Genomic DNA, 13,250 nt, shown 5'->3' with positions numbered 1-13,250 from the left:
GCCGCAAGGACTCCCTCATGACTGCCCCCCACGCTTCCTCCAATTTCGATCAGGCCGAGCTGGACAAGTTCGCCGCGCTGGCCAACCGCTGGTGGGACGCTGACGGCCCGCAGAAGCCGCTGCATGCGCTGAACCCGGTGCGCCTGAAATACGTGGCCGACCGCGTTCCGCTGCGCGGCGCACGCGTACTCGACATCGGTTGCGGTGGCGGCCTGTTGAGCGAAGCGCTGGCCCAGGCCGGCGCCGACGTCACCGCCATCGACCTGGCCCCGGAGCTGGTCAAGGTCGCGCGCCTGCATGCGCTGGAAAGCGGCGCCAAGGTCGATTACCGGGTGCAGGCCGCCGAGGACCTGGCCGCCGAGCAGCCGGGCAGCTTCGATGTGGTGACCTGCATGGAAATGCTGGAGCACGTGCCGGACCCGGGCGCGATCATCGAGGCCTGCAAGCGCCTGCTGAAGCCGGGCGGCCACCTGTTCCTGTCGACCATCAACCGCACCGCTGCCGCCTTCGCAGTGGCGATTGTCGGTGCCGAGTACGTGGCGCGGCTGCTGCCCAAGGGCACGCACCACTACCAGGAATTCATCAAGCCGGCCGAGCTGGCGCGCTGGCTGCGCGAGGCCGACATGCAGCTGGTGGACGTCAGCGGCATGGCCTACGAGCCGTGGCGCAACCACGCCCGCCTGAGCAGCCGCACCGACATCAACTACCTGGCCTACGCGGTCAAGCCGGCATGACCTCCGCCCGCTTCCCGCGTGCGGTGCTGTTCGACCTGGATGGCACGTTGCTGGACAGCGCGCCGGACTTCGTCGCCACCTGCAACGCGATGCTGGCCGAACGTGGTCGTGCACCCATCGATCCGGCCGCACTGCGCCCGGTGGTGTCGAAGGGCTCGCGGGCGATGGTCTCGGCCGCGTTCCCGGACCTGGATGCCGCTGCGCGCGATGCACTGATCCCGGAATTCCTGCAGCGCTATGAAGCGTTGATCGGCCAGCACGCAGTGCTGTTCGACGGCGTGGCCGGCATGCTTGCCGCGCTGGATGAGGCCGGTACGGTGTGGGGCATCGTCACCAACAAACCCGAGTACCTGGCGCGCCTGATCCTGCCGCAGCATGGCTGGCAGCAGCGCTGCGCGGTGCTGGTCGGCGGTGACAGCCTGGCCGAACGCAAGCCGCACCCGCTGCCGCTGCTGTACGCTGCGCAGGCCATTGGCATTGCCGCCGAAGACTGCGTGTACGTGGGTGACGACGAGCGCGACATCATCGCCGCACGCGCTGCCGCCATGCCGTCGGTGGCGGCGCTGTGGGGCTACCGCCTGCACAGCGACGACCCGCTGGCCTGGCAGGCCGACGTGCTGGTCGAGAACGCCGAACTTCTGCAACTGGCCAGTCTCTGGCCGACCCGGCCGGCAGCCCCGGCCCAGCCGTAAGGAATCACGTAGTGAGCAGTACCGCGCTGGACAGTTTCCTCGACAAGTGGCGCAGCCGTTGGCCGGAATGGTCGGTGGCCGCCCCGTTCGTGGCCGAATCACAACGCGAGCTTGCCGTGGCGTGGTTCGCGCTGCTGCAGGAGTTCGACGACATGCTCAATACCGGCGGCGATCCGCTGCCGGCCGATGCCAAGCTGGCATGGTGGGGCGAGGAGCTGCGCAGCTGGGCCGGGCATCGTTCGCGCCATCCACTGGGCCGTCTGCTGGAGCCCGTGCGCGCGCCATGGGCGCAGCTGGCCGAGGCGCTGCCGGATCTGGTTGAAGCGCGCACCGTCGCACTGGATGCGGCCGGTGCCGAGCGTGCGCTGGCCAACTACGCCGAGGCCGTAGCTGCGGTGGAGGCGGCCTTGTTCGCGGACAAGCCGCGCACCGGTGCCGGCCGTGCGGTGCAGCTGCAGACCCTGGCCCAGCGCCTGCAGGATGCCGGCGTGGCCGGTGTGCCGCGCAGCTTGCTGGACGGTGATGCCAGTACGGCTGCACAGCGCTGGGCGCAGCATCTGTTGAAGGGCTGGGGCACGCGCGTGCCCGGCCCGCGCCCGCGCCGTGTGTGGTCCAGCCTGGCGCGCGCCCGCGTTGCCGCGCAGGCCGCAGGCAAGCCGATTGAAGCGACCCCAGTGCGCACCTTGTTGCGCGTGTGGTGGGCCGCGCGCGGTTGATCGATCGGCGCTGTTGACTGCTTCTGGTGGCTGCGGACCTTGGTCCGCACGCTCTGTGAGGTTGTGCCGACCAAGGTTGGCACCCACCAAAGCGCATTGCGCGCCTTACTTGCGTTCCAGCACCAGCAGCGGATCGATACGGGTATCGAACCAGTTCATGCCCCAATGCAGGTGCGGGCCGGTGGCACGGCCGGTGGCGCCGACCGCGGCGATCACCTGGCCTTGTTCCACACGGTCGCCAACTTTTACGTCGATGCGCGACAGGTGCAGGAAGTTGGAGCTGACCCCGAAACCGTGGTCGAGCAGCAGCGTACCGCCGGTCAGGTACAGGTCCGGCCCGGCGAAGGTGACGATGCCGGCGGCCGGTGCCTTCACCGGGGTGCCGGTCGGTACCGCGATGTCCATGCCGGAATGACCGGCACCGGGCTGCCCGTTGTACACGCGCGCATTGCCGAAGCGACCGCTGATGCGGCCCTGCACCGGCCAGATGAAGGTCTGGGTGAAGTCGGTGCGGTCGTCATCGCGAGCACGCGCGGCGGTCACCTGCGCCTGTTCGCGCTTGATCCGCTCGGCAATCGCCGGCGGCGGATTGACCGTCTTCGGCGGCACGCCGTTGACCCGCTCGGTGGGCCAGTCGCGCGGCGTCACCGCAATGGTCGCGGTCTCGCTGCCACCATCGGGGCGCTGCACCTGCACGCGCAATGGTCCCTTCTCGTCGCGGCCGATGCCGAACACCACGCTGCCGTAGCCGCTCACCCGCAGCTGGCGACCGGCGTACTGCACGCGGCTGCCGGCGGGCACCTTGCCGATCACCAGTGCGCCCTGCGACGCACTGGCCGGGAACACCACGCGGCTGTCGATCAGGCTGCCGATGGCATCCTGCGCGTGAGCCGACGGTACGCTGAGCAGGGGTGCCGCCAGCAGCAGCGCCCCGGTAAATAGAGCCGCGCGCATCAGCGGTCGTAGGTCATGCGCTGGCCGGCGGGCTCGCCCACCAGTTTGCTGCCGTCCCACACCAGCTGGCCGTTCACCCAGGTGGAGGCCACGCGCGAACGGAAGGTCGTGCCTTCGAACGGCGACCAGCCGCACTTGGACAGCACGTCCTCGCGCTTGACGGTGAACGGCACGTCTTCCACAAGCACCAGGTCGGCGAAGTAGCCTTCGCGCAGGAAGCCGCGTTCTTCCACGTCGAACAACTGTGCCGGCGCGTGGGCGAATTTCTGCACCACCTGTTCGCGGGTCAGCTTGCCTTCGTGCACGCGCTCCAGCGCGGCCACCAGCGCGTACTGCACCAGCGGCAGGCCCGACGGTGCCTGCGCGTACGGCTTCTGCTTCTCTTCCCAGGTGTGCGGCGCGTGGTCGGTGGCCAGCACGTCCAGCACGTCGTCGGCCAGCGCAGCGGTGATCGCCTCGCGGTCGGACACTTCCTTGATGGCCGGGTTGCACTTGATCAGGTTGCCCTTGGTCGCATAGTCCGGGCGCGCGAAGTGCAGGAAGTGCACGCAGGTCTCGGCGGTGATCTGCTTGCGGCTGCCGTCGGCGCGGATCAGCGGGCCCTTCTCGAACAGCGCCAGCTCGTCGGCGGTGGAGATGTGCAGCACATGCAGGCGGGTGCCGTGCTTGCGCGCCAGCGACATCGCCAGGCGGGTCGACTTGATGCAGGCCTCGCGCGAACGGATGTCCGGATGCATGTCAGGGGTCAGCGCATCGCCGTACTTTTCCTGGAAGGCCTTCAGGTTGGCATCGATCATCGGCGTGTCTTCGCAGTGCGTGATGATCGGGGTCGGGCATTCGCGGAAGATCGCATCCAGCGTTTCCGGGTTGTCCACCAGCATGTTGCCGGTCGAAGCACCCATGAACACCTTCACGCCCGGGGCCTTCTTCGGATCCAGGGCACGGATCGCGTCGAGGTTGTCATTGCTGGCGCCGTGGTAGAAGCCATAGTTGGCCCAGGCGCGGCCGCGCGCGAGCTCGTACTTGGCTTCCAGGATGGTCGAATCCAGCGTCGGCGGGTTGGTGTTGGGCATGTCCATGAAGCTGGTCAGGCCACCGGCCACGGCCGCGGCCGATTCGCTGGCGATGTCGCCCTTGTGGGTCAGGCCCGGTTCGCGGAAGTGCACCTGGTCATCGATCATGCCGGGCAGCAGCCAGCGTCCGGCCGCATCCACCACCTGTTCGCCGTCGCGCGGCGCCAGCCCGCTGCCGATCTGCGCGATGCGGCCGTTCTCGATGCGCAGGTCGCCGTCGAAGGTGCGGCCTTCGTTGACCATCCGGGCGTTGGTGATGAGGGTGGAGGACATGTCAGTGTTTTCCTGTGCAACGGCAAGAGGGGGCGTTGGGAGACTCGGGCACGGGGTCGAAGCCGCCGGGATGGAACGGGTGGCAGCGACCGAGCCGGCGTGCAGCCAGCCAGCTGCCGCGCAGCGGGCCGTGCCGCGAGATGGCTTCCATCGCGTATTCAGAACAGCTCGGCACGAAACGGCAGCGTGGCCCCAGCAAGGGGCTGATGAAGCGCTTGTAGAAGCGCAGCAGGGCAATGAGCAGGCGCGAGATCACCCAGTCATCTTATGCCAGTTGGCATGAAGGCCGCATTTGTGCAGGATGGGCCGTTGGTCGCATGTCGCCGATGGCCTGCGACCGGTACCAGCACCTGCGGGTGCTGGCCAGGTTCCGTACCGCGCAAGGCGGTCCGTGTTCGTCGGACTGCCTCCAAGGGCGCCTTGACTCCAGGACTGAATGGAGCAGGGTGCCGAGGTTGCTGCTGCGGGTCGGGTAGGCTATAAAGGCCCGCTTTCCCGGGCCCCGGGGAATCCAAGGAAGAGCGTTTCGTGGCTGCTAAAAAAACTGCAAAGAAGGCCGCAACGGCCGCCAAGAAAACCGCCAAGCCTGTTGTGAAGAAGTTGGCGGCAAAGCCCGTTGCCAGGAAACCGGCCAGCAAGCCGGCGACCAAGGCAGCGTCCTCGCAACCGGCGGCCAGGAAGGCCACCGCAAAGAAAACGCCGGTCAAGGCAACCAAGCCGGTGGCGAAGAAGGCTGCTGCGCCCGCCAAGGCCAAGCCTGCCGCTGCCAGCAAGAAGGCGCCGGTGGTGAAGAAGGCCGCCAGCAAGGCCGCGCCGGTGAAGAAGGCTGCCGCCAAGCCAGTGGCGAAGAAGGCAGCAACCAAGCCGGCGCCGAAGGCGGTGGTGAAGAAGGCTGCAGCCAAGCCGGTCGCCAAGCCCGCAGTAAAGAAGGTCGCTGCGGCCAAGCCGGTCGCCACGCCTGCCGCTGTAAAGAAGGTTGCCAAGAATGTTGCCGCGCCGGCCGTAAAGCCGACCCCGGCCCCAGTAGTGAAGTCCGCACCGAAGCCTGCTGCCAAGCCGGCTCCGGCCAAGCCTGTCCCGGCCAAGACCGTGGCAGTGGCAGCAGCCCAACCGGCCTCCAAGCCGGCCCCGGCCGCCGCTCCTGCCGCCTCGAAGGCCCCGCAATCCAAGAATCCCGTGCCCGTTTCGAAATCGCCTGCCAAAACCGCCGTGAAATCCGATTCCGCCCCGAAGACCGTGTCGCGCCCTGTCGGCAAGGTTGCCGTGGCCGTCGCCGCCCGCTCGGCGGCACCGGCCCCGCGCAGCAAGTACAAGGTGGTCGAGTACAAGACCGACGAGGCCACCGGCCGCCCGATCCTGCCGGCTGGCTACAAGCCGTCCTCGGAAGAGGAATACATGAGCCCGCTGCAGCAGGAGTACTTCCGCCAGCGCCTGCAGAACTGGCGCGCGGACCTGGTGGAAGAGTCCAAGCAGACCATCGAGAACCTGCGCGAGGAAGTGCGTGACATCGGCGACGAAGCCGAGCGTGCGACCCGCGAGACCGAGAACTCGCTGGAACTGCGTACCCGCGACCGCTATCGCAAGCTGATCGGCAAGATCGACAGCACCCTGAAGCGCCTGGAAGCGGGCGACTACGGTTACTGCGTCGACACCGGCGAGGAAATCGGCCTGGAGCGCCTGGAAGCGCGCCTCACCGCCGAACGCACCATCGACGCCCAAGAGCGTTGGGAGCACCTGCAGAAGCAGCAGGGCGACTGATTCCAGATCGTTGTCTGGTCATGCGAAAAACCCGGCCTTGGCCGGGTTTTTTGTTGGGGGATCGTTGGTAAGCGACCGTGGCTGGCACGGGCAGTTGTGGCCGTTGACTTGGGTCCGCCTTGTAGCGAGCCGAGCACCGCAGGGGAATCGGGGGCGAAGAGGCGCCGCTGTTTGAGCGCAGCGAGTTCGGCGCCGTCCCCTGATTCACCGAGGAGCGCAGGGCACCGGTGCGCAGCACCGGCTCGCGGATGGCGGCGCGTTTCTTTGGTTACTTTCTTTGCGCGCGCAAAGAAAGTGACAAACCCATTCATCGAGGGAAAGTGACGTGGCCAGTCAAACGCCCGGCGCCGCCGAACGCGCTCTCCGCAGGGTCACTGCAGATCACGCAAATTCAGTTTCCGCAGCGTCGGGTTCTTCCACGCGGTGATCCCGGCCACGCTCAGCACCGCAAACCCACCCAGCACCACTGCAGGCACCAGCCCCAGCAGACGGGCCATCGTGCCGGCATAGAACGCGCCCAGCTCGTTGGACGAACTGATGAAGATGCCGTTGATCGACGACACCCGTCCGCGCATTTCTTCCGGCGTGGCCAACTGCAGGATGGTCGAGCGGATCACCACCGAAACGCCATCGAAGGCCCCATAGAACAGCAGGATCAGCGCCGACAGCCAGAAGTGCTGCGACAGGCCGAAGCCGATCACGCACAGGCCGAACCCCGCCACCGCGAACAGCAACACGCGGCCGGCATTGCGGTGCAGCGGGTGGCGGGCCAGCCACAGGCCCACGCACACCGAACCGAGCGCCGGCATCGCGCGCAGGATGCCGAGGCCCTCCGGACCGTGGTGCAGGATTTCGTGCAGGAAGGCCGGCAGCATCGCCACCACGCCGCCCAGCAGCACCGAGAACATGTCCAGCGCCATCGCGCCGACCATGATCCGGTTGCCGACCACGAATCGCGCGCCTTCGGCGATGCTCTTGAAGATCGGCGCGGCCGGACCGGTGTGCACCGGCTCCTCCACTTTCAGCGTGGCCAGGCAGGCCATCGCCACCAGGGCAAAGGCCGTAGCCACCGCGTAGGACAGGCCCTTGCCGCCGAAGCCGACCAGCACTCCGCCCAGCGCCGGGCCGGCCACCATGCCGGCCTGGAACACCACGGCACCCAGTCCGGCGCCACGCGCGAACTGGTCGCGGGCCAGCACGCGGGCGAACAGTGCGTTGTAGATTGGCGACAGGAAGGCGCGGACCATGCCGGTCAGGGCGATGGCCGCATAGATGGGCCACACGCCCTCGAACGGCAGCCAACCCGTCGCAACGCCGGTCAGCACCAGCGCCGTGGCGATCAGCCCGGAACAGGCGACCATGCCCAGCCGGCGGCGCGGCAGGTGGTCGACCAGATAGCCGGCGAACGGTGCCACGCAGAAGAACGGCAGCACCTCGGCCAGGCCGACCAGGCCCAGCGAGAACGGATTGCGGGTGACTTCGTAGATGTGCCAGCCGACGGTGACCGCCACCACCTGGTAGGACAGCATCGCGAAGATGCGGTAGGCCAGCAGCTTGGCGAAACCGGGCCGGGACAGCAGGCCCAGCGCGGTGTCTTCGGCTGTGGCAGGCTCGCTCACGACGGGTCGCGCTGCAGCTGGGCCTGCGCGGTCTCGCGGATGAAGGCCAGCATCGCCGCCACGCCGTTGCTGCGGGTGGGGGAGAGGTGACGGGCCAGGCCGATGTCCTGGATGTAGCTGGGCTCGGTGTCCAGGATTTCCTGTGCCGAGCGCCCGGAGTACACGCGCAGGGCCAGGAAGATCAGGCCGGAAACGATGGCCGAATCACTGATGGCATGGAAGCGCAGCGACTGCGCGTTGCCTTCCGGCACGATCCAGACCATCGACTGGCAGCCGAGCAGGCGGTGCTCTTCGGTCTTCCATTCGTCCGGGAAGGCGGGCAGCTTGCGGCCGAGGTCGATCAGGTACTGGTAGCGCTCGGACCAGTCGCCGAAGAAGCCGAATTCCTCGGCGATGGCGGTCTGGGCCTCGGCGGCGGTAGGTTCAAGCGGGAACGGGGAGTCGGTCACAACAGTCTCTACAGTGGGGGCGTGGCCGGCGGGCCGGCACGGGGCAGGGCAGGTCAGCCGCGCTTGCGCGACCAGCGCACGCCCTGCGGGGTGTCTTCCAGCACGATGCCTTCGGCGGCCAGCTGGTCGCGGATGGCATCGGAACGGGCGAAATCACGCGCTTTCTTGGCCGCTGCACGCTCGTCGATCAGGCCCTGGATGCGGGCATCGTCGCCGTCATCGCCCGCAGCGGTACCAAACCACTGCGCCGGATCGGCCTGCAGCAGGCCCAGCGCCAGGCCGGCGCCGAGCAGCTCGCCCTTCAGCCGTGCCTGTTCGGCCGGGTCGGTGGCGCGGCGTGCATCGGCGGCGATGCGGGCCACTTCGGCCAGCGCCTGCGGGGTGTTCAGGTCGTCATCCAGGGTCGCCTCGACGCTGGCCGGGATCACCGCGCTGGCTTCGATCGACGCCAGCTCGCGCAGCGTGCCGTACAGGCGGTCCAGGGTGCGCACCGACTGCTCGATCAGGCCATCGGACCAGTCCAGCGGCTGCCGGTAATGGGCCGACAGCAGGGCCAGACGCAGCGCTTCCGGCGGATGCTGGCGCACCAGGTCGTGTACGCGCTCGATGTTGCCCAGCGACTTGCTCATCTTGGCGCCGCCGAAGTTGAGCATGCCGTTGTGCAGCCAGTAGCGGGCAAAGATCCTGCCGCCATGCGCGCATTCGCTCTGCGCGATCTCGTTCTCGTGGTGCGGGAACTGCAGGTCGACACCGCCGGCATGGATGTCGATGGTCTCGCCCAGATGGGCGGCCGCCATCGCCGAGCATTCGATGTGCCAGCCCGGGCGGCCGCGGCCCCAGGGCGATTCCCAGCCGGGCAGGTCGTCGCTGGACGGCTTCCACAGCACGAAATCGCCCGGATCACGCTTGTAGGGGGCGACATCGACGCGGGCGCCGGCCAGCATCTCTTCCGGATCGCGTCGCGAGAGCTTGCCGTAGCCGTCGAAGCTGGCCACCGCGAACAGCACATGGCCTTCGGCGGCATAGGCATGACCATTGGCGATCAGCTGCTCGATCATGGTGATGATCTGCGGCATGTGCGCAGTCACTTCCGGCTCGATGTCCGGTGGCACCACGCCCAGCGCGGCCATGTCTTCACGGTAGGCGGCGGCGAACCTGTCGGTGATGGTGCTGATCGGCACCCCCTGCTCGCGCGCAGCGGTGTTGATCTTGTCGTCCACGTCGGTGATGTTGCGCGCGTAGCGCAGGCCACCGAAACGGCGCCGCAGCAGATCGGCCAGCACCCCGAACACCACCGGGCCACGGGCGTTGCCGATGTGCACGTAGTTGTAGACCGTGGGGCCGCACACATACAGGGTCGGACAGGCCGGATCGAGCGGGGTGAACGGTTCGAGCTGGCGAGTCAGGTTGTTGTGCAGGCGCAGGGTCATGGGGCTGTGGCTGGGGGACAAGCCTGTGATTTTAGAACGTGTCGGCCCGCTTTGGGGCGCCGATTGCCACCGGTGGACGCCGGCTCCACCCAAGGTGGGGTGGGCAGGAGCGGCGTGGACGGGTAATGTTCAGCCCCTTGCGCTCGTCACTGCCTACACTATTGCCGTGTCCTTGCTCCCGTCGCCACTGAAATCCACCGCGTTGCTGACCCTGGCCTGCCTGTCGGCGACGGCCGCCGTGGCCCAGGCGCAGGAGGCCGAGCCGCGCAACCGGGTGGTGATCGTCGAGAACGTGAAGTTCGACTATGCGCAGGTGCTGAACGTCGAGCCGGTGTTCCAGACCCTGCGCGCGACCCGCACCGAGGAGCATTGCGAGCCGATCTCGACCCGCACCCTGGCCCCGGTCAACGTTACCGGTGAAGAGCCGGTCGAGGACAAGGGCCGGATCAGCCGCTTCTGGGACTCGGTGCGCTCGATGTTCAAGCGCAGCGATGAAGAGGTCTCCGAGGAGACCGCCGCCGAGACGCCTGCCCCGGCACCGGCCAACAACGGCCCGATGCTGACCCGCGACTGCCGCATCGTGCCGGTCGGGCGTGAATTCCGCCGGCCGATCGCCTATGACGTGGATTACGTCTACAAGGGCACCAAGTACCGGTCGCGCCTGCCGGAAGACCCCGGCAACCGGCTGAAGATCCGGGTTTCGATCACCCCCTGGGTCGGCCCCGAGCAGGGCGCCGCCGGTAATCCCTGATTCTGCGACCCCGGCCCCTTGCGTCGGCCCCGGCCGCATGCAAAGATTGGCGGCCATGAAGCTCACCGACTTCCAGCACGACAGCAGCGCAGCCCGACAGGCGTCGGGCATGACCTCGCGTGCGCGTCGACCGGAACCCCACATCCTCGCTGGGTAACCGGAGCTTTCTGCTGTTCGTCCGAAAAAAACCCAGCCCGCCGGCTGGGTTTTTTCGTTTCCGCGCTTCAAAAATGCATGTGCTGAAAGCTGCAACTGCAACCTTTTCGATCCACCTTTGCTTCCTGCTTTTCCCTTCCACCGCGTCGAACCCGGCGCCGCCACGCAAGGAAAGATGATGTCCCCCAAGCACTTCCTGAACACCCAGGACTGGAGCCGCAGCGATCTTGACGCGCTGCTGACCCAGGCCGCGCTGTTCAAGCGCAACAAGCTCGGCGACCAGCTCAAGGGCAAGTCGATCGCGCTGGTGTTCTTCAACCCCTCCATGCGCACCCGCACCAGCTTCGAACTGGGCGCGTTCCAGCTCGGCGCCCACGCGGTGGTGCTGCAGCCGGGCAAGGATGCGTGGCCGATCGAGTTCAACCTCGGCACGGTGATGGACGGCGATACCGAAGAACACATTGCGGAAGTGGCCAAGGTGCTGGGCCGTTACTGCGACATCATCGCCGTGCGTGCGTTCCCCAAGTTCATCGACTGGGCCTACGACCGCCAGGACATCGTCCTCAACAGCTTCGCCAAGTATTCGCCGGTGCCGGTCATCAACATGGAGACCATCACCCACCCGTGCCAGGAACTGGCCCACGTCATGGCCCTGCAGGAGTACTTCGGCACCCAGGACCTGCGTGGCAAGAAGTACGTGCTGACCTGGACCTACCACCCCAAGCCGCTGAACACCGCCGTGGCCAACTCGGCACTGACCATCGCCACCCGCATGGGCATGGACGTGACCCTGCTGTGCCCGACCGCAGACTACATCCTCGACGATCGCTACATGGGCTGGGCCGAGCAGAACGTGGCCGATAGCGGCGGTTCGCTGAAGATCAGCCATGACATCGACAGCGCCTACGCCGGCGCCGACGTGGTCTACGCCAAGAGCTGGGGCGCGCTGCCGTTCTTCGGCAACTGGGAGCCGGAGAAGCCGATCCGCGACCAGTTCAAGCACTTCATCGTGGACGAGCGGAAGATGGCACTGACCAACAACGGTGTGTTCAGCCACTGCCTGCCGCTGCGCCGGAACGTGAAGGCCACCGACGCGGTGATGGATTCGCCGCAGTGCATCGCCATCAACGAAGCCGAGAACCGCCTGCACGTGCAGAAGGCGATCATGGCGGCGGTTGCCGGGCGCTAGATCGAACAAGGGGTAGAGCCGACCGTTGGTCGGCTGCTCCCGCAGCGGCGCATCCATCATTCCAGCCGACCAACGGTCGGCTCTACCGAATTCCCATCCCCCAAGTGGACCTGACTCCCATGAGCAACAAAGACGTCGTTCTCGCCTTCTCCGGCGGCCTGGATACCAGCTTCTGCGTGCCGTACCTGCAGGAGCGCGGCTACAACGTGCACACCGTGTTCGCCGACACCGGCGGCGTGGATGATGAAGAGCGCGATTTTATCGAAAAGCGCGCCGCCGAACTGGGCGTGACCAGCCACGTCACCGTCAACGGTGGCCCGGCGATCTGGGAAGGCTTCGTCAAGCCGTTCGTGTGGGCCGGCGAAGGCTACCAGGGCCAGTACCCGCTGCTGGTCTCGGACCGCTACCTGATCGTCGATGCCGCGCTGAAGCGTGCCGCCGAACTGGGCACCAACATCATCGCCCACGGCTGCACCGGCATGGGCAACGACCAGGTCCGCTTCGACCTGGCCGTGAAGGCGCTGGGTGACTACCAGATCATCGCGCCGATCCGCGAGATCCAGAAGGAACACACCCAGACCCGCGCCTACGAGCAGAAGTACCTGGAAGAGCGCGGCTTCGGCGTGCGCGCCAAGCAGCAGGCCTACACCATCAACGAGAACCTGCTGGGCCTGACCATGTCCGGCGGCGAGATCGACCGTTGGGAAGCCCCGGGCGAGGGCGCCCGTGGCTGGTGCGCACCGCGCAGCGAGTGGCCGGAACAGGCGCTGACCGTCACCCTGAAGTTCGTTGAAGGCGAAGCCGTTGAACTGAACGGCAAGGCGCTGCCGGGCGACCAGATCCTGGCCCAGCTCAACAAGCTGTTCGCCCCGTATGGTGTCGGTCGCGGCGTGTACACCGGCGACACCGTGATCGGCCTGAAGGGCCGCATCGTGTTCGAGGCCCCGGGCCTGGTTTCGCTGCTGGCCGCACACCGCGCGCTGGAAGATGCGGTGCTGACCAAGCAGCAGAACCGCTTCAAGCCGGACGTGGCGCGCAAGTGGGTGGAGCTGGTGTACGAAGGCTTCTACCACGACCCGCTGAAGACCGACATCGAAGCCTTCCTGAAGTCCTCGCAGGCCAAGGTGAACGGTGAAGTGGTGCTGGAAACCCGCGGTGGCCGCGTCGATGCAGTGGCGGTGAAGTCGCCGCACCTGCTCAACACCAAGGGTGCCACCTACGCGCAGTCGGCCGACTGGGGCGTGGAGGAGGCCGAAGGCTTCATCAAGCTGTTCGGGATGAGCTCCACTGTCTATGCGCAGGTCAATCGTGGTTGACCTGTGACGGGGTGCCGGCCGCTGGCCGGCGCCTCGCAACATCGATGGAGGGTAGTGCCGGCCGCTGGCCGGCTCGTGGCACGGCTGGATCATTGCGGAGCCGGCCAGCGGCCGGCACTACCGATTTCGAACCCTACGGA

The 13,250-nt window shown here is 67.2% G+C and carries 13 protein-coding genes; 7 read left to right on the top strand and 6 right to left on the bottom strand.

Annotation, left to right across the window (positions count from 1 at the left end; all coding sequences use genetic code 11):
- Positions 1-17: 17 nt before the first annotated feature.
- Genes ubiG through Q9Q79_RS13900 form a run of 3 tightly spaced genes read left to right on the top strand, consistent with a single transcriptional unit; the run spans position 18 to position 2,142 of the window.
- Positions 18-734, top strand: a complete 717-nt coding sequence (gene ubiG / locus Q9Q79_RS13910; RefSeq protein WP_005410379.1) for a bifunctional 2-polyprenyl-6-hydroxyphenol methylase/3-demethylubiquinol 3-O-methyltransferase UbiG — start codon at positions 18-20, stop codon at positions 732-734.
- Complete coding sequence (locus tag Q9Q79_RS13905) at positions 731-1,426, top strand: phosphoglycolate phosphatase (RefSeq protein WP_005414020.1); 696 nt, start codon at positions 731-733, stop codon at positions 1,424-1,426. Before ubiG ends, Q9Q79_RS13905 begins: the two co-directional genes overlap by 4 nt.
- An 11-nt stretch (positions 1,427-1,437) precedes the next feature.
- A complete protein-coding gene (locus Q9Q79_RS13900; RefSeq protein ID WP_099484821.1) occupies positions 1,438-2,142 on the top strand; it encodes a squalene/phytoene synthase family protein in 705 nt (234 codons plus the stop codon).
- Between the two features lie 105 nt (positions 2,143-2,247).
- On the opposite strand, the gene Q9Q79_RS13895 is transcribed toward Q9Q79_RS13900, so the two are convergent.
- Genes Q9Q79_RS13895 through yidD form a run of 3 tightly spaced genes read right to left on the bottom strand, consistent with a single transcriptional unit; the run spans position 2,248 to position 4,698 of the window.
- The gene (locus Q9Q79_RS13895; RefSeq protein ID WP_005414018.1) at positions 2,248-3,096 is read right to left on the bottom strand and encodes a M23 family metallopeptidase; all 849 of its coding nucleotides are present in this window, start codon (positions 3,094-3,096) and stop codon (positions 2,248-2,250) included.
- The gene (locus Q9Q79_RS13890; protein ID WP_012480835.1) at positions 3,096-4,442 is read right to left on the bottom strand and encodes a dihydroorotase; all 1,347 of its coding nucleotides are present in this window, start codon (positions 4,440-4,442) and stop codon (positions 3,096-3,098) included. Before Q9Q79_RS13890 ends, Q9Q79_RS13895 begins: the two co-directional genes overlap by 1 nt.
- Before the next feature lies 1 nt (position 4,443).
- Positions 4,444-4,698 carry a membrane protein insertion efficiency factor YidD gene (yidD, locus tag Q9Q79_RS13885; RefSeq protein ID WP_005414016.1) on the bottom strand — a complete coding sequence of 85 codons (255 nt, stop codon included), beginning with the start codon at positions 4,696-4,698 and terminating at the stop codon, positions 4,444-4,446.
- A 272-nt stretch (positions 4,699-4,970) separates the two neighbouring features.
- Here yidD and dksA point away from each other — a divergent pair, with 272 nt between their 5' ends.
- Positions 4,971-6,200, top strand: a complete 1,230-nt coding sequence (gene dksA / locus Q9Q79_RS13880) for an RNA polymerase-binding protein DksA (protein WP_060380332.1) — start codon at positions 4,971-4,973, stop codon at positions 6,198-6,200.
- Positions 6,201-6,571: 371 nt separating this feature from the next.
- Here the strand turns inward: dksA and Q9Q79_RS13875 are convergent, their stop codons facing one another.
- From Q9Q79_RS13875 to cysS, 3 genes are read right to left on the bottom strand one after another with little or no spacing between them, the layout of a single operon-like run.
- Positions 6,572-7,819 carry an MFS transporter gene (locus tag Q9Q79_RS13875; RefSeq protein ID WP_005414014.1) on the bottom strand — a complete coding sequence of 416 codons (1,248 nt, stop codon included), beginning with the start codon at positions 7,817-7,819 and terminating at the stop codon, positions 6,572-6,574.
- Positions 7,816-8,268: a SufE family protein gene (locus Q9Q79_RS13870; RefSeq protein ID WP_005410372.1), complete on the bottom strand. Its 453-nt coding sequence runs from the start codon at positions 8,266-8,268 to the stop codon at positions 7,816-7,818. The genes Q9Q79_RS13875 and Q9Q79_RS13870 overlap by 4 nt, the downstream gene beginning before the upstream one ends.
- Positions 8,269-8,321: 53 nt before the next feature.
- Positions 8,322-9,698: a cysteine--tRNA ligase gene (gene cysS / locus Q9Q79_RS13865; protein ID WP_005410371.1), complete on the bottom strand. Its 1,377-nt coding sequence runs from the start codon at positions 9,696-9,698 to the stop codon at positions 8,322-8,324.
- Between the two features lie 187 nt (positions 9,699-9,885).
- On the opposite strand from cysS, the gene Q9Q79_RS13860 reads away from it, so the two are divergent.
- From Q9Q79_RS13860 to Q9Q79_RS13850, 3 genes are all read left to right on the top strand, one after another.
- Complete coding sequence (locus Q9Q79_RS13860; RefSeq protein WP_024958440.1) at positions 9,886-10,449, top strand: hypothetical protein; 564 nt, start codon at positions 9,886-9,888, stop codon at positions 10,447-10,449.
- Between the two features lie 334 nt (positions 10,450-10,783).
- Complete coding sequence (locus tag Q9Q79_RS13855; RefSeq protein WP_201863921.1) at positions 10,784-11,794, top strand: N-acetylornithine carbamoyltransferase; 1,011 nt, start codon at positions 10,784-10,786, stop codon at positions 11,792-11,794.
- Positions 11,795-11,913: 119 nt separating this feature from the next.
- Positions 11,914-13,110, top strand: a complete 1,197-nt coding sequence (locus Q9Q79_RS13850; RefSeq protein WP_005410368.1) for an argininosuccinate synthase — start codon at positions 11,914-11,916, stop codon at positions 13,108-13,110.
- The last annotated feature ends 140 nt before the right edge of the window (positions 13,111-13,250 follow it).

The sequence above is a fragment of the Stenotrophomonas sp. a6 genome, from assembly GCF_030913325.1.
Classification (GTDB): domain Bacteria; phylum Pseudomonadota; class Gammaproteobacteria; order Xanthomonadales; family Xanthomonadaceae; genus Stenotrophomonas; species Stenotrophomonas maltophilia.
The sequence above is the reverse complement of the archived record's forward strand: the minus strand, read 5'-3'. Positions and strand labels throughout refer to the sequence as shown.

Coding starts and splice junctions, on each gene's coding strand:
- Q9Q79_RS13850 (WP_005410368.1), top strand. CDS start 11,914: ATGAGCAACAAAGACGTCGTTCTCGCCTTCTCCGGCGGCCTGGATACC.
- Q9Q79_RS13855 (WP_201863921.1), top strand. CDS start 10,784: ATGTCCCCCAAGCACTTCCTGAACACCCAGGACTGGAGCCGCAGCGAT.
- cysS (WP_005410371.1), bottom strand. CDS start 9,698: ATGACCCTGCGCCTGCACAACAACCTGACTCGCCAGCTCGAACCGTTC.
- Q9Q79_RS13905 (WP_005414020.1), top strand. CDS start 731: ATGACCTCCGCCCGCTTCCCGCGTGCGGTGCTGTTCGACCTGGATGGC.
- Q9Q79_RS13895 (WP_005414018.1), bottom strand. CDS start 3,096: ATGCGCGCGGCTCTATTTACCGGGGCGCTGCTGCTGGCGGCACCCCTG.
- Q9Q79_RS13890 (WP_012480835.1), bottom strand. CDS start 4,442: ATGTCCTCCACCCTCATCACCAACGCCCGGATGGTCAACGAAGGCCGC.
- ubiG (WP_005410379.1), top strand. CDS start 18: ATGACTGCCCCCCACGCTTCCTCCAATTTCGATCAGGCCGAGCTGGAC.